The 22,025-nt window shown below is 35.0% G+C and carries 20 protein-coding genes; 2 read left to right on the forward strand and 18 right to left on the reverse strand.

Annotation, left to right across the window (positions count from 1 at the left end):
- Window positions 1–297: 297 nt before the first annotated feature.
- The 9 genes from WMO18_RS08310 to WMO18_RS08350 all read right to left on the reverse strand — a co-directional run bounded on the left by WMO18_RS08310 (window position 298) and on the right by WMO18_RS08350 (window position 8,481).
- Window positions 298–441, reverse strand: a complete 144-nt coding sequence (locus WMO18_RS08310) for a hypothetical protein (RefSeq protein WP_211148267.1) — start codon at window positions 439–441, stop codon at window positions 298–300.
- 108 nt (window positions 442–549) lie between these two features.
- The gene (locus WMO18_RS08315; RefSeq protein WP_211148268.1) at window positions 550–1,839 is read right to left on the reverse strand and encodes a leucine-rich repeat protein; all 1,290 of its coding nucleotides are present in this window, start codon (window positions 1,837–1,839) and stop codon (window positions 550–552) included.
- A 228-nt stretch (window positions 1,840–2,067) separates the two neighbouring features.
- Window positions 2,068–2,580: a hypothetical protein gene (locus tag WMO18_RS08320; RefSeq protein WP_022504787.1), complete on the reverse strand. Its 513-nt coding sequence runs from the start codon at window positions 2,578–2,580 to the stop codon at window positions 2,068–2,070.
- Between the two features lie 15 nt (window positions 2,581–2,595).
- Window positions 2,596–4,008 (reverse strand): Asp-tRNA(Asn)/Glu-tRNA(Gln) amidotransferase subunit GatB, encoded by a 1,413-nt coding sequence (gene gatB, locus WMO18_RS08325; RefSeq protein ID WP_211148269.1) that lies wholly within the window; start codon window positions 4,006–4,008, stop codon window positions 2,596–2,598.
- A complete protein-coding gene (gatA, locus tag WMO18_RS08330) occupies window positions 4,005–5,462 on the reverse strand; it encodes an Asp-tRNA(Asn)/Glu-tRNA(Gln) amidotransferase subunit GatA (protein ID WP_367286539.1) in 1,458 nt (485 codons plus the stop codon). Before gatA ends, gatB begins: the two co-directional genes overlap by 4 nt.
- 15 nt (window positions 5,463–5,477) lie before the next feature.
- Window positions 5,478–5,756 (reverse strand): Asp-tRNA(Asn)/Glu-tRNA(Gln) amidotransferase subunit GatC, encoded by a 279-nt coding sequence (gene gatC, locus WMO18_RS08335; protein ID WP_022504784.1) that lies wholly within the window; start codon window positions 5,754–5,756, stop codon window positions 5,478–5,480.
- Window positions 5,757–5,772: 16 nt separating this feature from the next.
- Window positions 5,773–7,518, reverse strand: a complete 1,746-nt coding sequence (gene aspS / locus WMO18_RS08340; protein WP_138157969.1) for an aspartate--tRNA ligase — start codon at window positions 7,516–7,518, stop codon at window positions 5,773–5,775.
- A 308-nt stretch (window positions 7,519–7,826) separates the two neighbouring features.
- Window positions 7,827–8,282, reverse strand: a complete 456-nt coding sequence (locus tag WMO18_RS08345; RefSeq protein WP_367286540.1) for a hypothetical protein — start codon at window positions 8,280–8,282, stop codon at window positions 7,827–7,829.
- 7 nt (window positions 8,283–8,289) lie between these two features.
- Entirely contained in the window at window positions 8,290–8,481 is a 192-nt protein-coding gene (locus WMO18_RS08350; RefSeq protein WP_367286541.1) for a hypothetical protein, read from the reverse strand.
- 128 nt (window positions 8,482–8,609) lie between these two features.
- Between WMO18_RS08350 and WMO18_RS08355 the strand changes: the two genes are divergently transcribed.
- Entirely contained in the window at window positions 8,610–8,921 is a 312-nt protein-coding gene (locus WMO18_RS08355; protein WP_211147707.1) for a helix-turn-helix domain-containing protein, read from the forward strand.
- A gap of 94 nt (window positions 8,922–9,015) precedes the next feature.
- Here WMO18_RS08355 and WMO18_RS08360 read toward each other — a convergent pair whose 3' ends face one another.
- The 9 genes from WMO18_RS08360 to gpr form a co-directional block, all read right to left on the reverse strand.
- On the reverse strand, window positions 9,016–9,519 hold the full coding sequence (locus WMO18_RS08360) for a hypothetical protein (protein ID WP_211147708.1): 504 nt from the start codon (window positions 9,517–9,519) through the stop codon (window positions 9,016–9,018).
- A 206-nt stretch (window positions 9,520–9,725) separates the two neighbouring features.
- Window positions 9,726–12,116, reverse strand: a complete 2,391-nt coding sequence (locus WMO18_RS08365) for an alpha-amylase family glycosyl hydrolase (RefSeq protein ID WP_211147709.1) — start codon at window positions 12,114–12,116, stop codon at window positions 9,726–9,728.
- 18 nt (window positions 12,117–12,134) lie between these two features.
- Window positions 12,135–13,430 carry a starch-binding protein gene (locus WMO18_RS08370; protein ID WP_211147710.1) on the reverse strand — a complete coding sequence of 432 codons (1,296 nt, stop codon included), beginning with the start codon at window positions 13,428–13,430 and terminating at the stop codon, window positions 12,135–12,137.
- A 199-nt stretch (window positions 13,431–13,629) separates the two neighbouring features.
- Window positions 13,630–14,889, reverse strand: coding sequence for a replication-associated recombination protein A (locus tag WMO18_RS08375; RefSeq protein ID WP_211147711.1), 1,260 nt, complete (start codon window positions 14,887–14,889; stop codon window positions 13,630–13,632).
- Window positions 14,890–15,018: 129 nt separating this feature from the next.
- Window positions 15,019–16,269 carry a serine hydroxymethyltransferase gene (gene glyA / locus WMO18_RS08380; protein WP_211147712.1) on the reverse strand — a complete coding sequence of 417 codons (1,251 nt, stop codon included), beginning with the start codon at window positions 16,267–16,269 and terminating at the stop codon, window positions 15,019–15,021.
- A 59-nt stretch (window positions 16,270–16,328) separates the two neighbouring features.
- The gene (dusB, locus tag WMO18_RS08385; protein WP_022505730.1) at window positions 16,329–17,300 is read right to left on the reverse strand and encodes a tRNA dihydrouridine synthase DusB; all 972 of its coding nucleotides are present in this window, start codon (window positions 17,298–17,300) and stop codon (window positions 16,329–16,331) included.
- A 17-nt stretch (window positions 17,301–17,317) separates the two neighbouring features.
- Complete coding sequence (locus WMO18_RS08390; protein ID WP_211147713.1) at window positions 17,318–17,866, reverse strand: hypothetical protein; 549 nt, start codon at window positions 17,864–17,866, stop codon at window positions 17,318–17,320.
- Window positions 17,867–17,911: 45 nt separating this feature from the next.
- Window positions 17,912–18,937: a stage II sporulation protein P gene (gene spoIIP / locus WMO18_RS08395; RefSeq protein WP_211147714.1), complete on the reverse strand. Its 1,026-nt coding sequence runs from the start codon at window positions 18,935–18,937 to the stop codon at window positions 17,912–17,914.
- 50 nt (window positions 18,938–18,987) lie between these two features.
- Complete coding sequence (gene gpr, locus WMO18_RS08400) at window positions 18,988–19,875, reverse strand: GPR endopeptidase (RefSeq protein WP_211147715.1); 888 nt, start codon at window positions 19,873–19,875, stop codon at window positions 18,988–18,990.
- A 118-nt stretch (window positions 19,876–19,993) separates the two neighbouring features.
- Between gpr and WMO18_RS08405 the strand changes: the two genes are divergently transcribed.
- Complete coding sequence (locus WMO18_RS08405; protein ID WP_211147716.1) at window positions 19,994–21,691, forward strand: lectin like domain-containing protein; 1,698 nt, start codon at window positions 19,994–19,996, stop codon at window positions 21,689–21,691.
- Window positions 21,692–22,025: the final 334 nt, after the last annotated feature.

Raw genomic sequence — 22,025 nt, forward strand, 5'->3', positions numbered from 1 at the left:
TGCACTTGTTATTATAATCTGCCCTCCCTCAGACGAGGGAGCTGTCGATTGTAAATTGACGGTACGGCAATTTACCTTTTATAAATCGACTGAAGGAGGGAAAAACTATAAATTAGATGAATAAATCGGTTACTATCTAATTTATCTACATTACATAAACAACTCTACAAACCCTAATTTGTTGAACCGATTTAACTTAACTCTTAAAGTAAATTTATACAATCAAAAACATAAAAAAGGCAAGGTTAGACCTTGCCTTTTTTAATTCTTAATAAATAATAATAACTATTTTCTTCATTAATTTTTGAAATGAGATTTTGACTGTTTTCTACTATCAATTTCTTCTTGAACTTTTTTAAATTCTTCATCTAATGCATCGTATTCTTTCTTTACTTCTTCATCTTTCAACTGTTCATTTAAAAAATCATCGAAATTTGTCATAGCAATCTCCTTTATAAATGTTATATATAAACTGCAACCACCTGAAAATAGGTGGTTGCCTCTCTTCTATTTAATTATAAAATAAATAGTTTTAATTTACAAGTGGATTTATTTTACTACAACTTTACACTTTGTATAGACCTTGCTATTGCTCTTTGCACTAACTGTAACATAGCAGGTGCTTTTTTTCTTTCCGGTTACTTTGCCCTTACTATTAATAGTAGCAACCTTTGAATTAGAAGTTTTGTACTTTACATTCTTACTAACTTTGCCATTTCTATAGTAAACATAACCCTTAAGCTGAGCAGTTTTGCCTTTCTTAACTGTAAGTGACTTAGGATTTAATCCTACTGCTGATTTAGCACCGTTATAAGCCACTGTAGCCTTTAATAAGTTAGTTTCAGTAGATTTATCTACCTTAGCCCATTGCTTCTTAGAACCATCATAAAAGACAACTCTCAGCTTGTTACACTTATAGAAAGACTCAGATGAAACAACAGTAACACTCTTTGGAATTACAATAGTTTCAAGGTTAGTACAATAAGCAAAATTATTTTGTTCAATCCATTTTATTGACTTAGGTAATGTAACTGACTTTAGATTTTTGCAATACATAAATGATGCAACACCCATCCTATTTACAGTAGATGGAATTGTAAATCTTGTATCCTTTTTACCGGGAGCGTATTGAATAAGGTACTTCTTACCTGCCTTATATAGCACATTATTAACAGAAACAAAGTACTTGTTATTCTTGTCGACAGTAATCTTAGTTAAGTTAGGGCAACTAAAAGCACCATCACCGATTCTATAAACTTGCTTAGGAATATTAAAACTCTTTAAACTTGTACAACCAAAGAATACATCACTGTCAATATTCATTTTTACATTGCTATTAGGAATTGTAACTTTAGAAAGTTTTTTACAATTCATAAAAGCAAAACTTTGAATAGATATTAAATTTTTTGGTAATGAAATATTAGTTAGCTTTCTGCAATTTGCAAATGAAAGAAAACCTACTGATGATACACTACCGGCTATTTTCACAGTAGCTAAGTTTGTACAGTTCATAAAAGCAAGGTTGCCTATATTCTTCACACCATTTTCTACAACAACAGTCTTGATTTTAGTTGCATAATTCTTCCATGGTGTATTAGGTGTAACCTTAAAAACATCATCATAATCATCATAACCGTCAGGGTCATCAACATCATAACTGTAATCGGACATTTTGCCATTGCCGGACATTGTAAGTGTACCACTTTTTTCGTTAAATGACCACTTACAATTTAGTGAATTACCTGATTTTTCACTTGTTGTACTTGCTGATACAGTAACAACACCAAATACACTAACCATCATCAATACTGATAAAATAATACTTATCATTTTTTTCATAAGTCATCTTCCTTTCTTATTTATATTTTTAGGGTATTCTATATACAACACTACTAAACGGTGGTAGCATTTCCTTTCCATCATCCTTTCTTTTTTATTAAACCCCCTTTATGCTCTTCTATATATAACACTTTTCAAGTATTAAAAAGGTTACACAATTTCCAAAAATTATTAAAATTATTTAGAACAAAGGAAAAAGCCTTCCAAAAGGAAGGCTTAAACTTAAAATCAATATTTAGTTGCATTGATAATTTGGCTAGTAACATTTTGGTCAGTATCTGCAATTGTAAGTAAAGTGTTATCCACTTGTTCTACAACTGCTGAATTCTGCCACAATTTATCGTAGTTACTGCCTTTTTCTTCATCAAACTTAGAGTAGTTCATTGAACGAGCATCTTCAATAACTTTTTTGGCATTTTTATCAGTATCAAAAACATAATATATAGCAACATCACTATTGTTTACATTTACCTTTACTGCTGACTTTAAGCCATCATAAGGGAAGATTTTCAGTTTATTCTCATCAGTCACAATTTCCATCTTAAAATTAAGGGAAGAAACATTTTCAAGTGCTGACTTAAACTCATCAGCTGACAAAGATTTTTTGCTAGGCAATGTTGTTGTAGTTACAATTTTACTACTGTTGTTACTGTCGGAACTTTTATTGTCCTTGCTATCACAACCACAAAATACAACTGCTACACACAATGCCAATGCAAAAAGTGACAATATTTTTTTCATTAATATCACCTAGAATTAGCTAATCATTGACTTGATTTTTTCCAGAACATCCTGAGCATTCGCTTTGCCCTTACTGTTCTTCATTACATAACCCATACAAGCCATAATTGCCTTTTCTTTACCCTGCTTATACTGTTCAACAGCCTTAGGGTTTGCCTCAATAGCCTGACGGCAAAGGTCATCAACAAAACTATCGTCAAGACCTGCCATATCTTCTTCACTGATATATTCTGTACAAGGCTCACCACTTTCAAGCATCTTGTCAAGTGTTGACTTAGCAAGGTTGTTCTGAACCTTACCACCCTCAATTAACTTACATAGTTCGTTAAGTTGTTCAGGTGTAGTCTTAACATCAAATGCTTCTTTGTCCTCTTCTGTCTGTAGAATACGGAACATCTGACCAATAATAAAGTTACTTGCAGTCTTTGGCTTTTTAAGGTCAGTAATAGCTTTGTCAAAATATTCAGAAATATTTCTATATTTAGTTAGAAGTTGAGCATCCTTTTCAGGAACTCCATATTCACTGACATATCTCTTGTACTTTTCTGTTGGTAGTTCAGGAAGTGTACTCTTGATTTCTTCTACTTCTTCATCAGAAACACAGATTGTAACAAGGTCAGGATCTCTAAAGTAACGGTAGTCATGAGCATCTTCTTTACTTCTCATAGAAGATGTTGTGTTAGTAGCATCATCATATCTTAATGTTTCCTGCACTACCTTACCACCATTTTCAATTAGGTCAACTTGTCTTTCATATTCATACTCCATCGCTTTCATAATGTTGCTGATAGAGTTCATATTCTTAATTTCTGTACGAGTACCTAGCTTTTCGCTACCCTCAGGTCTAACAGAAATATTAACGTCACAACGCATTGAACCTTCCTGCATACGACAGTCAGAGATACCAATGTAACGCATAACCTGTTGTAGCTTTTCTACATATTCTCTTGCTTCATCAATAGAACGAATGTCCGGTTCAGAAACAATTTCAATAAGTGGAACTCCACCTCTGTTATAGTCAACATATGTGTCACCATGGCTATGGATAAGTTTACCTGCATCTTCTTCAATATGAATATGATGAAGTCTGATTTTCTTACCACTTGAAAGTTCAACATAACCACCAATAGTTAGTGGAGCATATAGCTGACTAATCTGATATGCTTTTGAAAGGTCAGGATAGCAGTAGTTCTTTCTATCCATTTTTGAAATGTTGGCAATCTTACCATGTGTAGCAAGACCAGCCTTGATACCATATTCAACAACCTTTTTGTTTAGCTTAGGAAGTGTACCGGGAAGTCCAATACAAACAGGACAACAATGGCTATTAGGAGCACCACCAAAAGCAGTTGAACAAGAACAGAAAATCTTAGTATCTGTTGCAAGTTCAATGTGGGTTTCAAAACCTGCTACTAATTCATATTTCATAGCTTAACACCCCACTTTGTATCTTTAAAGTTTTCAGGACAAGCCTGTTCATATTTATATGCAACATTAAGGATTTTGCCTTCCTTAAATTTGTCACCGATAATCTGCATACCGATTGGCATACCCTTTTTGTTGAAACCACAAGGAACAGAAACTGATGGAAGTCCTGCAATATTGATAGGTACTGTACAAATATCTGTTAAATATGTTTCAACAGGATCAGAAGTAGCTTCACCTGACTTAAATGCAGTCATAGGAACTGTTGGTGCAAGAATAACATCAACATTCTTAAATGCATCATCAAAAGCCTTAATGATAGTACCTCTTAGGTTCTGAGCTTTCTTATAATAAGCATCATAATAACCGGCAGAAAGTACATAAGTACCAAGAAGAATTCTTCTCTTAACTTCTTCACCAAAGCCTTCACTTCTGGTTTTGCAAATCATATCATGGATACCTTCATAATGTTCTGTCTTGTAACCATAACGGATACCGTCATATCTGCCTAAGTTTGAAGATGCTTCAGCACAAGCTAGAATATAATAAACAGGAAGTGCAAACTTTAGTGCAGGTAAATCGAAGTAAACAATTTCAGCACCCATTTCTTCATACTTCTTAGCAGCCTCTAGCACAGCTTCTTTAACATCTTCACGAACACCCTCTAGGTATTCTCTGGCAATACCAATCTTCATACCCTTAATATCATTGTTAAGAGTATCATAAGTTGGTTTCCCTTGTCTGCCTTCACAAGTAGAGTCGTTCTCATCATATTCAGAAATAACATCATAAACAAGTGATGCATCCTCTACTGTTTTTGTGATAGGTCCGATTTGGTCAAGGCTACTTGCATAAGCAACAAGACCATATCTTGAAACTGCACCATATGTTGGCTTTAGACCAACAATACCACAGAATGATGCAGGCTGACGAATACTACCACCTGTATCTGAACCTAAACCAAAGGCAGCAATATCACCACCAACTGCTGATGCAACACCACCTGATGAACCACCGGCTACATGGTCGGTATTAAATGGGTTTGTTGCACCACCAAAGCAAGAAGTTTCGCAAGAAGAACCCATAGCGAATTCATCCATATTTGTTTTACCAAGTAGGATTGCATTGTTCTTTTTTAGGACTTCCCAAACTTTTGCATCATAAATTGGCTTATAGCCTTTTAAAATTTTACTGCAACAAGTTGTTTCGATACCATTTGTAGAAATGTTATCCTTTAGTGTCATTGGAACGCCCTCAAGAGGAAGTAGCTTTTCACCTCTCTTGATTTTTTCATCAACTTGTTTTGCTTGTTCAAGGGCAACTTCCGGTGTAACTGTAACATAAGCGTTAAGTTCACCGTTAGCCTCCTCAATAGCTTTTAAATACTTTTCTGTAAGTTCAACACAGCTAATCTCTCCGTTTTGGAGCATAGACTGTATCTTTTCAATATATCCCATATTTTCCTCCAAAACTTAAGCGTGATTTCTTACAAGGAAGTGGTCTTCCCCTTGTTCAGGAGCATTCTTTAGAATTTCCTCTGTTGGCAAAGATGGCTTTACCACATCTTCACGAAAAACATTGGAAAGGTTATTAATATTGTCAAACTCTACACCCTCAGTGTCGGCATTGTTGATTGTATCAGCAAAAGAAACAATCTCTTGCATTGACTCTGTAAGGCTGTCCATTTCTTCCTCAGGAACAAATAGCTTTGAAAGTAGAGCAATGTTTTCTACATCTTCTCTGGTAATCATCTTGTCACCCTCTAATTTATCTTAACTTAATATGAACTTCTCTTAACTGTTGTTCAGTAACTTCACCCGGGCTACCAAGTAGTAAATCCTGAGCATTGCTATTCATAGGGAATGCAATAACTTCACGAATATTTTCTTCTTCTGTTAGTAGCATAATCATTCTGTCAACACCCGGAGCCATACCTGCATGTGGTGGAGCACCGTACTGGAATGCATTGTATAGTGAGCTGAACTTTGACTTTAGGTCATCTTCGCTATAACCTGCCATATCAAATGCCTTAACCATAATATCTAGGTCATGGTTACGAACTGCACCGGAAGAAAGTTCAACACCGTTACAAACAATATCATACTGATAAGCAAGAATTTCTGTTGGGTCTTGATTCTGTAGTGCATCCATACCACCCTGTGGCATTGAGAATGGGTTATGAGTAAATGCTAGGTGACCGTTTTCATCATATTCAAACATTGGAAAGTCAACAATAAAGCACATTTCAAACTTACTCTTGTCGATTAAGTCCAGTCTGTTTGCAACTTCTGTACGAATTTGACCTGCAAGAACAGGAGCTTGATCAGGAGTATCGGCAATAAAGTAAATAACATCTCCGGCTTTACTACCGTTTCTCTTAATTAGTTCTTCTCTGTCACCAGGCTTTAGGAACTTATCAATAGGACCGTCAAATGTTAAATCATCATTAACCTTAACATAGCCTAAGCCCTTCATACCGATTGAAAGAGCAAATTCTTCCATTCTCTTGAACCACTTTTTGCTCTGCTTTGCACAGTCAGGAACATTGATAGAACGAACTGTCTTTTTACGGAATGGAGCAAAATCAGTTTCTTCAAACATATCAGAAATTTCTACAATAAGTAGTGGATTTCTTAGGTCAGGCTTATCTGAACCATACTTTAGCATTGATTCCTTATAAGGGATTCTCTTAAATGGTGGTTTGCTAACTTCCTTATCGCTGAACTTCTTAAATGTATCATAAAGAACTTCTTCAGCAACTGCAAATACATCTTCCTGAGTAGCAAAAGCCATTTCAAAGTCCAGTTGATAGAATTCACCCGGAGAACGGTCTGCTCTTGCATCTTCATCTCTAAAGCAAGGTGCAATCTGGAAGTATTTATCAAAACCTGAAACCATTAATAACTGCTTAAAAATCTGTGGAGCTTGAGGTAGAGCATAGAACTTACCCTTGTGCTTTCTTGATGGGATTAGATAGTCTCTTGCACCTTCAGGTGAAGATGTTGAAAGGATTGGAGTTTGCATTTCCAAAAATCCCATGTCATTCATTTTACTTCTTAGGTAGCTGATAATCTGACTTCTTAGTACAATGTTGTTATGAACCTTAGGGTTTCTAAGGTCTAGGAATCTGTACTTTAGTCTTACATCTTCAGAAGTATTTGTTGAAGTCATAACTTCAAAAGGTAGGTTATTCTTACACTTACCAAGAACCTTAATGTCCTCTGTGTGTACTTCAACATAACCTGTTGCAATCTTCTTATTGATTGTATCTTCATCTCTCTTAACAACTTTACCTGAAAGAGTAACAGTACATTCTCTGTTAATATCTTTTAGGATTTCGTCATTATGAACAACAACCTGAAGAACACCGTAGTGATCACGAATATCAAGGAACATAACACCACCGTGGTCACGGATATTTTCTACCCAACCTGCTACACGGACAGTATCTCCTATATTACTTTCTCTTAATTCGCCACAAGTAACTGTGCGATAAATATTTTCTCTAACCATTTCTACTTTCCTTTCCAGAAATGTTTTGGGCATACTATGACCCATAATGAAATATTATAACATATACAACAGTATCTTTCAATATTTTATAGAAAGAATTTCCCTAGTTTTTCATATAATTTCTATTTACGTAACTACTAAATCAATAATATTACTATTTCACCTACGCAACATTACAAAATCATTATAACATATAAAAAGCCTCATATACAGAGGTTTTTTCGATATTTTTGATTAGTATAAAAGGAAAGGTGGTAACATAAGCTACCACCTTTTTATAAGGTCGATATTAATGATTTATAAAGATATCATTTCTTATGCAATTCAAATCTACAAGACATATATCCATCTTTTTTACTAATAGAAACCTCTGCATCAAATGTTCCATATTCAAAATCAAGGTAATCACCGTAATATCCGGAATAACGGCCGGTAACATTAAAAACAAAACTGTCATCAGTTTCCTCTTCAAATTTTATGCTACCAATTTCAGGTGTATAAGCTTTAACTAAATAACCATCCTCCAGTAATTCATTCTGAAGACTATCAGCAGTAATATAACTTTCAGCATCATATTCATCTTTTATGTAATCACCTTCTTCAGTAGTTTCTTCAATAGTAACAGGTGTATAAGTATCATCGCTATCAGAATAATCGTCACTAACCGAATAGTTATTACTACTTGAAGAATCACAACAAACAAAGCAAATAGCAGTAAGTGAAATCATAATAACACAAACAATAATTGTACTAACTTTTTTCATAATTTAATCACCTCTCAAAATCTCTATTACCAAAACACAATTTACAATTTGCCATATACCTTTTACCATATGCAATAGCATCATCTTCTGTAAGAAAATAAATCATATTATCATCTTTCTTTTCCTTACTTGTAAAACGACATTTACCAACAATATGTAACTTTTTAGTGTTTTTATTTAGTGCATATTTTTCCCTCATCAACATCACCCCTTAATGACAATATATCACAAAGGAACAGAAAAGTCAATTTAAAATTGATTATTTTATTAATAATTACATTTATAATTGACGATTACTATATAAAATATCGTTAAGGAGGTATGATTATGGTATATGATTTTGGACTAAGATTAAAAGAATTAAGAAAAAAGAAAAAGTTATCACAAAGCCAAGTATCTGCTAGATTAAACATAACAAAGAGTAGCATTAGTGGTTACGAAAATAATATAATTACACCATCAAATGATATAATAGTAAAACTTGCACTTCTGTATGGAGTAACTACTGATTATTTATTAGGACTTGACAATAATGAAAGCATTGTAATTTCTGACTTGACAAACAATCAAAAAGAAATTGTGAGATTGCTAGTTAATGAATTCAAATTGAACAATAGAAATGCTAACCTAAGCAAGTAATTAATTAAGAGCCTTTATAGGCTCTTTTTTTGCATAAAATAATAAAAATAAGGGTATTTCAAATAAAGATTGAAACACCCTTAAAAAATAACAATTATTTATTTTTTATCGCATTAAGCAGTTTGATAATTTCGGCGAATCCAAGCATAAACATACCACCAATAAAGCTTACACCCCACCAAGCAACAGCAACAGCAAAGCTAAAGTAATATGTGTCCTCCAGAATATTCTTTGTATAGCCCATAGCAAAACCAAGAATTGCACCAATAATAAAAATTGCATATGCAATACCGGTTAACACCTTTGCTACTTTATTTTCCTTATTAACAGGTGTTGTGTTATCACTTTGTTTGCAATACTTTAAAATTTCCTCATATTCCTCATCGGTAACATTGATTGGAATTTTCTTAAAATATCTGCCTTCCTTAGTTTCTTGGTCATATTCATAATCGGGATATTCTTCACTCCAAGCAGGATTTTCAGAATATTCTTTATCATAAAGTCCCAAGTCATTCAGAACTTTTGCTTTTTCCATATTCTTATTGTATTCGGCTTGTATTTTCTGTTGATTAATAAATTCTTGTACCCTTTGATTCATTCTACTTCTCCCCTAATTTGCAACAATTATGTTTTACTTTACAATTACTACTATATCATCATCAGACTATTTTGTCAATTTTTGCTTAACCAATCATAAAATACACTATATATACAACTGAGTAATTATTATAAATAGAAATTAAAATAAAAAATCGAGGACATCTCAAAAAGAGATGCCCTCAAAAAGGAGTTGATTATTCTAAATTACTTTAGATATGTTAAACCTGTTTCGCCAATAGCTCCATCAATACCTGTGAAGCCCTTTGCACAACATACATAAACTCTCATATTTGACTTACCAGGTGCTGGAACTGAAAGTGTACCATTTGTAACAACCTTCTTGTCACCTGTAACTGCGTCAATATATGTACCGTTAGGAACGTTATTGAATGTTGCAGCACTTGAGATTGTAACTAGAGCAAGTGAATCTGTGTCATCGCTTGTATATCTTCTGATATAAGCCATATCGCCACTTACATAGTTGCTATCTACTGTGTACTGACCCTTCTGAAGAGCAGGAACAGCACGACGAATCTTGTTAAGCTTTGTGATATGCTTTGCTAGAGGATAGCTTAGAGATTCTGAAGCAGCACCTGAAGCTGTATAATCACCAAAGTCTGTTGTCTTAACATCACCTTCAACGTTGTCACCGAAGTAAGCACGACCTGTGCCTTCAAGAGGAGTCTTGTTAGCACCACCGTCAATCATAATGCCCTTCTTAAATTCAATTTCTGAACCGTAATAAATACAAGGAATACCACGGAATGTGAACATTAGGTCTAGGTTTTCTGCCCAAGTTGAAGTACCACCGTTAAATCTAACGCTATCGTTAGGACCAGGAGCGTAGTCATGTGAATCAACATAAACAACATTCCAAGTTGCATCATTAAAGTATGGATCTTCTTGCTTAGCTAGGCCATAAGCATTACCTGCTGTATTGAAGTTATAATGCATTGTAAAGTCAATTGCATTCATACCAGAAGCTTTACTTGTATCTGGTGTATGGTAACTAATACCCTTTAGGAATGCATTGTCAGATGATGGCTGATCTGTTGTATCATCATATTCTTTGTAGTGGTCAAATGTTAGGTTCATGTTATTGTTGATAGATTCAGGATCTGAGCCACTTGACCATTCTTTAGCCCACTTAGGATCAGATTCATCCCATGTATAGAACATTGATGATTCCTGAGCATGACCACGGTACCAAATCTGACCGTAACGAGTACAGATTTCACCGAACATATAGAAGTTAGGATTACCGTACTTAGCTGCATTTGCCATCATCTGCTTGTTATACATCATATTTAGAGTTAATCTTGGAATATGTCTAACAGTATCAACACGGAATGCATCAACACCCATAGCCATATACTTACTGTAAGCCTGGTTGATATATTCAGCAACTGCTGGATTTTCTGTATTTAAGTCAACACAGTCACCGGCAATCTGACCGTATTTACATGACCAGTCATCCCAGTTAAGGTTTCTAAAGTAAGATGTATGATAATAGTTGTTAGGATTGTAAATTTTAGATTTTGATAACTTAATATCAGAATAGTCCTTTGTTGAAGGGTGAACACCTGTTGAGTTACTATCCTGAATTGAGTTATTCTTCATTAGGTTAATTCTAGCATCATGCTGTTTTGCAGGTGTTAAGCTCCAATATTCTTCAGCTGTGTTAACTCCTGCTTGATCTAGAAGTTGCTTAGTAGGAATCATAGAATCTTCGATACTGCCTAAATCCTTTGAAGTATCCTTATCGAATAGCTTACAAAGTGTACCTTCACCGAAGTTACCTGTATGTTGCCATACAACATCCTGTACAATCTTCATGCCCTTCATATGAGCTGCCTGAATTAGATCCTGATAAGTGAAGTCATCACTTTCATATCTTGCATCAACCTTTGAGAAATCCATAGCATGGTAGCCATGGTAGTCATAGCCTGAACCGTTTTCAACAATAGGAGTAATCCAAATTGCTGAGAAACCAAGAGCTTTAATGTAGTCTAACTTTTCAGCAAGACCCTTAAAGTCGCCTCTCCATGCAGGGTCTGAGTCAGGGTTATTATATACATTGTCATCCCAACAGTGAACGTCATTTGACTTATCACCATTATAGAATCTTGTTGTAACTACAAAGTAAATTGACTCTTCACGGAAATCAACAGATGAAGCAGGGTCAAACTCATCAGGGTTTGAGCTCCACCAAATATTGTTATAGAACCACCATTCACCTGTCTTACGAGTAAGTTCCTTTGTAAGTTGCTTACCGTCTTTATCTGTGAACATTAGGTTAATCTTTGTAACATCTTTAAATGTTGTTGTATACCAGTTATCCTTGTCAGCAGTCATCTGTTCACCAGGATATTCTGTTTTTATATTATTTGGAAGTGAGTTCCAATAATATACATATGGAGTTACGCCTTCACTCTTATAGTGTACTGTTATTCCAGCTTCTGTAGTTTCGCTTGAAGCAGCAGTTTTCTTAACGCTTGTATCCTTAGCAGATACACCGACTGTGCCTACAACCATAATAGATGCTGAAACTGCAATGACCATCAAGAGTGCAATGATTTTTTTAATTTTGGTCATAATCTACTATACCTCTTTTTAATTTGCTTTAGCAAGGAATTTTTGGATAGCTACAGCATCCTTAACATTCATTTTACCATCTTTGTTAAAGTCAGAAACTGTTTCATCATATGAATTAACAACCATACCTGTGTGTTTCTTCTGAATTAGAGAAGAGTCTCTAACATTTAGAACACCATCACCATTAACATCACCAAGGATCTTACTTGGATCCGGAGTTGATGGTTTAGTAGCAGTAGTTGGAGTTGTTACTGTTGGATCTGTCTTAGATGGAGTTGTTACAGTTGGTTCTGTCTTAGATGGAGTTGTTACTGTTGGGTCAGTAGGAACTGTTGGGTCTGTTGGGTTCTGAGTTGATTCAAACTTTAACTGCTGAGTGATTGTCTGGTTATCACTACCCTGAACAGATACATCAACTGTATAAGTACCGGACTTAGTTGCTGTAAATGAATAATTCTTGTTTAGTGTGTAATAAGCTGTGTTAACCTGTTCACCTGAAGGATCTTTAACTACATATTTGTAGAAAAGAAGCTTTGTACCTGTGTTACCACCGGCTGCGTTTACAGAAAGGTTAGTAGCTGTACCTGTCTTAATCTGGTTACCTGTAAGAGGGTTAGAAGATAGGAATACAGGCTTTTGTTCCTGAGAAGGGTCTTTGATTGTGAAAGACATTTCTCTAAAGTTTTGGTTACCGGCATTATCCTTAACATCAACTCTTACAGTGTAGTCACCGGAAGCAACCGGATTCCAAACGCAAGAATTGTCAGCAGAATAACTTCTGATAACTTGACTGTTTACTGAGTACTGATACTGTACGCCAGTAGTTTCTGTCTTTGTTGTAGTTGTTAGTGCAATAGCACTGCCAATGTAAGCAGGTGACTTTGTGTCTGATTCAAAAGATGTAATTCTTAGTGGGCTTGTATCATATACTTCCCATGAACCATCTTTGTAAATCATACTGTTGCCAGGGTAAACAATATTACCTGTCTGTGAGCTACCGTTATTGAAGATAATGTGGTCGTATTCGCCTTTAATGTCATAAGACCATACACCATCACCCTCATCAGTCATAGCCTCACCTGGCCAAGCTTTGTTGTTTGCATTGCTTTTACCATCATACCACATGTAAGCGTTAACCTTTGACCAATTACCAGTGTTTTGGAAATACACTGTGTCACCGCTTGCAGAGGTTGCCCCTGATTTTTCTGTGTTAGTATTAGCAGCAAATACAGAATAACTGCCAACACCTACAGCACTTAAAAGCATAAGTACTGCTAAGAAAACACCAAAGGACTTTTTGCATAATGTTTTCATTGTTTTGCCTCCTAAAAGTAAAATATTTTCTTACGATTAAATTATATCAAAAAAGCTTAAGGGTTTTTATTCTGTAAAAGAATAAAAAAATTAATTATATACAATCTTTTATGCAATAACTTGTTTATATGTACCAAGTTATGAACTAAATATTAATAGCCCTTTAAATACATGTAACAGTATTTTAGGAAATTATGAACTAGGATTTTATTTTATCCCAATAAGATTTAAATGCTTGTTCATTTTTATTGTCACCATAAGTATAATATTGTCTGTCTTTCAAAATATCCGGTAAGTACTGTTGATTTACATAATGATTTTTATAATCATGTGGATAAAGGTAGTGTTGTCCTTTGTTTTGATTATCTTCACCATCATAATGAGTGTTTTGAAGTTGTCTTGGAATACTGCCAACATTACCTGCCTTTATATCAGACATAGCCTTGTCTATTGCCATTTCTCCGGAATTTGATTTTGGAGCATTACACACCATAATAACTGCATCGGCTAAAGGAATTCTAGCCTCAGGCAATCCTACTGACATTGCAATATCAACACAGCTCTTTACTATAGGTATAAGGTTTGGGTAAGCAAGTCCTACATCTTCACAAGCACACACCATAAGTCTTCTACAAGCAGAAATCAAATCACCTACAATCAAAAGTCTTGCCAAATAGTGCAAGGCTGCATTTGCATCACTGCCACGCATACTCTTTTGATAAGCTGACAGAATATCGTAATGCTCATCACCTTCCCTATCGTACCTCATAGCACTTCTTTGGGTTAAATCTTTTACAGTTTCTTCTGTAATATTCTTTATCCCATCGACAGTATCTGTTGCTAAGAAAGAAAGTTCTGCACTATTCATAGCCTTTCTTACATCGCCACCACAAGCAACGGAAATTGTCTTAACTGTTTTATCATTAATTTCAACAGAAATACCATTTTCATCTGCTAAAATAGAAAACGCTCTTCGTACTGCTTTTTCTACTTCTTCATATGGAACAGGTTTAAATTCAAAAACTGTACTACGACTTAAAATTGCATTATATACATAGAAATAGGGATTTTCTGTTGTAGATGCAATTAAAGTGATTTTACCGTTTTCAATATATTCAAGTAGTGTCTGTTGTTGTTTCTTATTAAAATACTGAATTTCATCAAGATAAAGCAAAACACCGTTTAGTCCGGCAAAACCATCAAGTTCCTTAAAAATATCTTTCAAGTCAGAAGTTGAGGCAGTTGTACCGTTTAACTTTTTGAAAGTCATATTAGTTTTTCTTGCTATATATGTAGCTAAAGTAGTTTTGCCAACTCCTGATGGGCCATAGAATATTAAGTTAGGAATTTTGTTACTTTCAATAATTTTACGCAAAGGCTTTCCTTCACCTAAAATATGTTTTTGACCTACAATATCATCAAGGGTCGAGGGTCTAAGTCTATCTGCTAAAGGTTGCATAATTTCCTCCTTTCGTATTTTTAATATATTCAACCGTTGTTAACTAAAATAATAGGGTGTCACAAAGACACCCTATTGATATTTTGTAATATTTATTTTGTTAAATACTCCAAATCTAAATATTCCAAATCAGTCTTCATATAGAGGATACTTCTTGCAGATTTCTTCAACACCTGCTCTAACCTTATCCTTGTTGCCTTCATAGTCATTTAGAACTAAAGTAATATATTCAGCAATCTTGTCACAATCTTCTTCCTTTAGACCACGAGTTGTAACTGCTGCTGTACCAATACGAACACCACTTGTAACAAATGGACTTAGTGGTTCATTTGGAATTGTATTCTTGTTAACTGTAATATAGCAGTCATCAAGTCTTGCTTCAAGTTCCTTACCTGTAACACCTGTATCTCTTAAATCCATAAGTAGAACATGGTTGTCTGTACCACCTGAAACAAGCTTACAGCCTCTCTTAACAAGACCATCTGCAAGAGCCTTACAGTTCTTAACAATCTGCTTACCATATTCCTTAAATTCTGGCTTAAGAGCTTCACCAAGACAAACTGCCTTTGCAGCAATAATGTGCATTAGTGGACCACCCTGAGTACCTGGGAAAATAGCCTTGTCAATTGCCTTAGCATACTTTTCTTTACAAAGAATCATACCACCTCTAGGTCCACGAAGTGTCTTATGAGTTGTTGTTGTAACGAAGTCACAATATGGAACTGGGTTTGGATGAACACCTGCTGCTACTAAACCGGCAATATGAGCCATATCAACCATTAACAAAGCACCAACTTCGTCAGCAATTTCTCTGAACTTTGCAAAGTCGATAATTCTTGGGTAAGCTGACGCACCGGCAACAATCATCTTTGGCTTACATTCTTTTGCAATTTCAAGAACCTTATCATAGTCAATACGGTGAGTTTCACTGTCAACACCATAAGGTACAAAGTTAAAGTACTTACCACTCATATTAACAGGTGAACCGTGAGTTAAGTGACCACCTTCGTTAAGGTTCATACCCATAACTGTATCACCCGGTGTTAGCATTGCAAAGTAAACTGCCATATTAGCCTGAGCACCTGAGTGAGGCTGTACATTAGCGTGTTCTGCACCAAATAGCTCACAAGCCCTCTTTCTGGCAATTTCTTCAACCTTATCTACTGCATAGCAACCACCATAATAACGCTTACCGGGATAACCTTCAGCATACTTATTAGTTAGTAAGCTACCCATAGCAGCCATAACTGCAGGTGAAACAATGTTTTCTGATGCGATAAGTTCAAGGTTTCTCTTCTGACGAGCCTGTTCTTCAGCCATTGCTGAACCAACTTCAGGGTCGTACATATTTACAAAATCAATAGAATTTACTTTTTCCATTTTAATTATCTCCCATTTCTTTTATTTACTATTCATTATATAGGAAAATTCCTTATATTTCAACTATTAATGTGCATATCCAAAACTTTTTGTACCAAAGCATATAATTCTTCAAGTGACGAGGTATGACCGGCTTCATTTCTTAGGGATGCTGCACCTCTAAAGCCTTTTAGATACCACACAATATGCTTTCTGCTTTGACGAATACCAAGGTACTCACCTTTTAGTTCACACATTCTTTCAATCTGCTTAACCATTACCGAAAGTTTTTCTTCCGGTGTTGGCTTAGGTGGAATTTTTCCTGTCTTTAGATACTGATTAATTTCATCAAATAGCCAAGGATTACCCAAAGCACCTCTGCCAACCATAATCATATCACAACCGGTATGTTCATAAAGTTTCTTAGCCTTTTCGGCAGAATTAACATCACCGTTGCCTATTACGGGAATTGTTAGGTGGCTTTTCACTTCCTTAATAATATCCCAATCAACAGGTGGCTTGTAGTACTGTTGTCTTGTCCTACCGTGAAGTGCTACTGCTGAAGCACCGTTTTCTTCCACAATAGTTGCGACTTCAAGACAATTTATCGAGTCATCATCCCACCCTTTTCTCATCTTTACAGTTACGGGAATATCAACTGCCGACACAACTTCCTTAACTATTTCACCACAAAGTTTAGGTGTTTTCATAAGTGAAGCCCCTGCACCGTTGCCACTTATCTTTGGAGCAGGACAACCCATATTTATATCAATAAAGTCCGGTTTAAACTGCATTGCAAATACTGCAGCATCGGCCATAGTCTTTGGTTCATTTCCGAAGATTTGAATACCGGATGGTCTTTCTTTATCGGTTAGTTCCATTAGTTCGGCTGACTTTTTACTATTATAATGTATTCCCTTTGAGCTTACCATTTCTGTTACGGTATAAGCAGCACCGTAGGATGCACAAAGTTCTCTAAATGCACAATCTGCCACCCCTGCCATTGGGGCAAGAGCAGCAGAATTTTTTATTTCAATATTTCCGATTTTCATATTATATCCTTACTTAATTATTGGTATCTCTTGAATTTGCCCATATTTTTGCCTTTTACCTTAGTAGAAAGTAAAAATGCAATAATTACACAAGCAGAAATAATAACTGCAATCCAACAAACTACACCACCAACAAAGCTAACACCACCATCTTCATCAGCACCAATAGCAGTAGGTAATTCTTCTGCTACCTGAGTCGAGTCAACTAATGTTGGTAATTTATTTACATCATAAGTTGGTTCAGTATAGTTTTCTGTTACAGGTTCGGTTTCAGGCTCTGTTTCCGGTTCTGTAGCAGGTTCAGTTTCCGGTGCTTGAGTAACCGGCTCTGTTTCCGGTGCTTGGGTAACAGGTTCTGTTTCCGGTGCTTGAGTTACCGGTTCAGTTACAGGTTCTTGAGTAACAGGTTCTGTTACCGGTTCTTGTGTTACAGGTTCTGTAGCTACAGGCTCTGTTACCGGTTCAGTTACAACATCTTCAGCAAAAGCAGTTGTAAATGACATTACACAGAACAAAGTTGCAATAGCCAGAACAATTGAAAATTTCTTTATATTAATTAATTTCATTATTATTACCTTCAATAATCATTGATAAGGTAATTATATCACATTTCAATTATTTTGCAATACTTTTGCCAAAGCCTTTCCCACCATCTTTCCGGAACGCTTTACTTCATCAATAGTATTTACATCTGTACCAAATTCAATTAGCAAAGAACCGTTGCACACATTTAGGTTATAAGTATATTCTCCAAAGTTAAGTGGTCTGGTTAATCCGGGATACATTGTTTCTGCAGTTTGTTGAAGTTTTATGGCAAAGTCAAGGTTATCTCTCCAAAAAGGAAAGTCCCCTCCACCCTCATACTGATAACCTGTCATAATCATAATTTGTGAGGCCTTTTTCCCTTTGTATTTAAATGTTGGCTTAACCTTGCCTGTTGTATCATCACCGATAGCATCTCTATGTATATCAAGCACAACCTTAATACCTTTGTACTTTTCCATATACTTTTGTATAGTATTGTAACTTCTGTCATACCCACCGTTATATGATGGATAGTCATGCTTTGTTTTGTCATGTATAACACCAATACCGGCTTTTTTCAGTTGCTTTTCTATTTCGTCACCTACTGCTGTAACATTTTCTTTATTATTAGTTGTTCTTGGATAATAGTCACTTGGATAATAACCGGTATCACTTTTTAGATAACTTTCACAAGTATGAGTATGAAAAATCAATACTTGGACTTGGTGGTTCTTTTCTATTTTAAACGGCAAACCTCTCTTTAATTCTGTGGCAATATCAAGAGAAAAGTCAGTATAATTTTTTACACAAAAATTATCATATGTAATACCATCCTCACCAAACTGTTTTTCTATGACAGGATAATTTTTTCCTGATGAGGTGGTAGGGACAGTTTCTTTATTTGTTTTATTTACCTTTGTTTTTGTAGTAGGTACAGTAGTTAAGACAGTAGTAGGTGTTGTTGTGGAAACTTCATCAACCTTCTTAACCACTTCAACCGAATTTTCCTTAGGTGTTACATAGCCACCTACCCTATTACATAATGAATACATACCTGCAACAATAGCAACAAAAGCAAAAAGCAAACTTAATTTTCTTATATTTCTGCCCATAAAACCACCTCTTTAATATTCTCTTTAATACTATGATGGGTTTGTACATTTTAGTACATTAGGCTCATAAGGTCGCTTAAATTTAAATCAGAATGAAGTGCATAATTAATAGCAAGTGCAATCAGTTCAGAAGCTCTATTTATCAGCAAATCTATTTCTTTAGGTGTAACTACCATTTGTCTGCCGTTGGGATTTACCATACTTTTTAATTGTTCCGAAAATTTCACATCTTCCGTATCAAACAAATCAAGTGCCAAAGTTGATGCATCAACAACTGTTGGCACACCTATACCTATAACAGGAATACCTAAAGTTTCTTGTGATAATTTTGTTCTGTTGTTTCCAACACCTGCTCCGGGAGAAATGCCGGTATCACTAATTTGAATTGTACAGCCAAGCCTTGAAAGTCGTCTTGAAGCCAATGCATCAATGGCTATAAGTGCATTTGGCTTTATTTTCTTAATCAAGCTATACAGATACTCACCTGTTTCAATACCTGTTTTTCCTGTTACACCGGTAGCAACTACTGCAACCGGTCTAAGTTTATCAAGACCTGTTGCCTTTGCAACTTCACCTTTTATATGTCTGGTTGCTATAATCTTTGATGCTGATTTTGGACCTAGTGCATCAGGAGTTATTTCTGTATTCCCTAAACCTGCAATCATTACCAGACCATTTACAGGTATAAGGTGCTTTATCTCCTGTGCAATAACTTCTAACTTTTCATCAGGTGTTTTGTAATTATCGGAAAGTGGTGGCATTTCTAAAGTTACATAAGTTCCTTTTTCTTTACCTAGTTTTGCACTTGCTTTATCACTTGTTATTTTCAGTCTGGAAACTTTAATATCTTCCTTTTCGCTTTCTTCAAATTTCACACCTTTAATATCTTCACCAAAAAGTTCTCTTGCTTCTAAAGCAAGGTCTGTTCTTCGTTCCATAATATCCCCCACATTCTGTAAATATCTTTTCCGAAAGTTAACAATTATATTCTTTACAGTGCAAAAAGTATTTGATATAATGTGATTAAATGCAAATACTATCGAAAGGACAGGTAAAATGAATAAATTTACAAAAATTGTTTCTATTGCAAGTGCAATGTTAATTGTGTCTACTACCGGACTTAGTGTTAGTGCTGCAAAAGTTGACACATTAGAAAGTAAAAATTCAAGTGAAATTGCAATACCTTTTACAGGTGAAGGAACTACACTTGATGTTGATGAAAATTTACCTTCATCATATAGTTCAAAAGACTTAAATCTTGTAACACCAATCAGACAACAAGGCAATGCTCAAATCTGTTGGGCTTATGGTGGATTAAGCAGCCTTGAAACATTACTTATTAAAGATGGTGTAATAGATAATTCTTCTAACTCTTGGTACTCTGCTGCTCATGTTGATGCTTGGGGTACTCCAAGAAAAGACGGTACAGGTTGGCAGAGAGAATACTACAAAGGTGGTGGCTTTCCATATATTACAATGGGTTACCTAAGTAGTTGGAGTGGTGGTGTTTCTGAGAATGAATTTCCATACACAAGCCCACTAAGTCTTTTTGATATTAACAAAAAGTACAATATTAATAATGTTGTAACAGGCATTATGTACCTTGATTCTGAGGATAAAGACACTATCAAAAAATCTATAAAAGATTATGGTGCAGTTACTACTCACTACAATGAATATTCAAGATTCTCTGCTGATGATACACATTCATACTGTCCGGGTGCATCAAACTACATTAATGGTCACTGTATTAGTGTTGTAGGTTGGGATGATAACATCAGCAAAGAAAGTTTCACTGTAAATATTGATGGCGAAACATACACACCTAAAAAGGATGGTGCATGGTTATGTAGAAATAGCTGGGGTGACTACAACGATTTTGACGGTTACTTCTGGATTTCTTATGAAGACTACTACATATTCTCTGATGTATTTGGTCCATCATATGCTTTTACCGACTATATGAAAAACAATGTATCAAATACAATTCATCAAGTAGAAACATTTGGTGCTACTTATGAATTTGATTATCTTGATGAAGCATCAAAAGATACAACATACATTAATGTTCTAAATATTGATAACACAAATGAATATTTAAACAAAGTTATGTTTGAGTCAACAAGTGTTGGTGCTAACTATACATTATATTACATTCCTGTTGACAATGAAGGCACACCAAGTAGCGACAAGACAACTTGGAAAACACTTAAAACCGGTAAAGTACCATACAGTGGTTACTACACAGCTGATGTGGACCCTCTATATGTTAGCAAAGGCAAAATTGGTATTGGTGTTGAGATTGATACAACCGATACAAAAGCTATAAACGGTATTGGTGTTTCAGAATGGCTGGAAAATAAAGATGAAAGAATCTTTAATACTGAAGCTAAAAGAGGTCAAAGCTACATTTATACTGACAAAAATATCTTTCCTAACATTCCTAGTCTAAGCAAAAGCAAGGTAAATGATGTTATGGATTTTTACGAAGATGTTAATGATGACACAGAAGGTGGTAACTTTGTAATTAAGGGTATCACTTATAAAAGAGGAACACTTGTAGGAGACGCTAACCTAGATGGTGTTGTTAATATTGAAGATGCAGTTTGTATTCAGAAAAGCACAATTCATAGCTATACACTTTCCAGTGAAGGTCAGATAAATGCTGACATTAATCAAAATGGTGTTGTAAATGTTAAAGATGTAACAGAAATTCAAAGATTACTTGCAAAAGTAACCGGCGATAATCAGTAATTTTTAATTTTTATTTTAATTTTCATATTTTATCTAAAGCATAATTTAAGCCTCCATTTCGGAGGCTTATTTTTATGTTGGTTAAGTGTAACCTTAATTTTCATCTTTAAACTTTTTTTGTAGATTAATAAGAATATACTTTACAAATTTGATTTTTTCAATTTTGTCTGTGGGTAAAGATTAGTTTTATAAATTTGGGTTTGTAGGTGTGAATTATAGCAAAATTTTGGCTCACAGTCGTAGGGGCGAACACCGTTCGCCCGTTAAAAAGTGTGATACCTATAGGATTTTTGTCCTATTTGCAGATTATAAATTTATAATATCTACATAGATC

It is taken from the genome of Ruminococcoides intestinihominis (assembly GCF_040096285.1).
GTDB classification, from domain to species: domain Bacteria; phylum Bacillota; class Clostridia; order Oscillospirales; family Acutalibacteraceae; genus Ruminococcoides; species Ruminococcoides intestinihominis.

What these genes read in the sequence shown, in the direction of transcription:
- WMO18_RS08310 (WP_211148267.1), bottom strand. Translation starts at nt 441, where the DNA reads ATGACAAATTTCGATGATTTTTTAAATGAACAGTTGAAAGATGAAGAA.
- WMO18_RS08315 (WP_211148268.1), bottom strand. Translation starts at nt 1,839, where the DNA reads ATGAAAAAAATGATAAGTATTATTTTATCAGTATTGATGATGGTTAGT.
- WMO18_RS08320 (WP_022504787.1), bottom strand. Translation starts at nt 2,580, where the DNA reads ATGAAAAAAATATTGTCACTTTTTGCATTGGCATTGTGTGTAGCAGTT.
- gatB (WP_211148269.1), bottom strand. Translation starts at nt 4,008, where the DNA reads ATGAAATATGAATTAGTAGCAGGTTTTGAAACCCACATTGAACTTGCA.
- gatA (WP_367286539.1), bottom strand. Translation starts at nt 5,462, where the DNA reads ATGGGATATATTGAAAAGATACAGTCTATGCTCCAAAACGGAGAGATT.
- gatC (WP_022504784.1), bottom strand. Translation starts at nt 5,756, where the DNA reads ATGATTACCAGAGAAGATGTAGAAAACATTGCTCTACTTTCAAAGCTA.
- aspS (WP_138157969.1), bottom strand. Translation starts at nt 7,518, where the DNA reads ATGGTTAGAGAAAATATTTATCGCACAGTTACTTGTGGCGAATTAAGA.
- WMO18_RS08345 (WP_367286540.1), bottom strand. Translation starts at nt 8,282, where the DNA reads ATGAAAAAAGTTAGTACAATTATTGTTTGTGTTATTATGATTTCACTT.
- WMO18_RS08350 (WP_367286541.1), bottom strand. Translation starts at nt 8,481, where the DNA reads ATGAGGGAAAAATATGCACTAAATAAAAACACTAAAAAGTTACATATT.
- WMO18_RS08355 (WP_211147707.1), top strand. Translation starts at nt 8,610, where the DNA reads ATGGTATATGATTTTGGACTAAGATTAAAAGAATTAAGAAAAAAGAAA.
- WMO18_RS08360 (WP_211147708.1), bottom strand. Translation starts at nt 9,519, where the DNA reads ATGAATCAAAGGGTACAAGAATTTATTAATCAACAGAAAATACAAGCC.
- WMO18_RS08365 (WP_211147709.1), bottom strand. Translation starts at nt 12,116, where the DNA reads ATGACCAAAATTAAAAAAATCATTGCACTCTTGATGGTCATTGCAGTT.
- WMO18_RS08370 (WP_211147710.1), bottom strand. Translation starts at nt 13,430, where the DNA reads ATGAAAACATTATGCAAAAAGTCCTTTGGTGTTTTCTTAGCAGTACTT.
- WMO18_RS08375 (WP_211147711.1), bottom strand. Translation starts at nt 14,889, where the DNA reads ATGCAACCTTTAGCAGATAGACTTAGACCCTCGACCCTTGATGATATT.
- glyA (WP_211147712.1), bottom strand. Translation starts at nt 16,269, where the DNA reads ATGGAAAAAGTAAATTCTATTGATTTTGTAAATATGTACGACCCTGAA.
- dusB (WP_022505730.1), bottom strand. Translation starts at nt 17,300, where the DNA reads ATGAAAATCGGAAATATTGAAATAAAAAATTCTGCTGCTCTTGCCCCA.
- WMO18_RS08390 (WP_211147713.1), bottom strand. Translation starts at nt 17,866, where the DNA reads ATGAAATTAATTAATATAAAGAAATTTTCAATTGTTCTGGCTATTGCA.
- spoIIP (WP_211147714.1), bottom strand. Translation starts at nt 18,937, where the DNA reads ATGGGCAGAAATATAAGAAAATTAAGTTTGCTTTTTGCTTTTGTTGCT.
- gpr (WP_211147715.1), bottom strand. Translation starts at nt 19,875, where the DNA reads ATGGAACGAAGAACAGACCTTGCTTTAGAAGCAAGAGAACTTTTTGGT.
- WMO18_RS08405 (WP_211147716.1), top strand. Translation starts at nt 19,994, where the DNA reads ATGAATAAATTTACAAAAATTGTTTCTATTGCAAGTGCAATGTTAATT.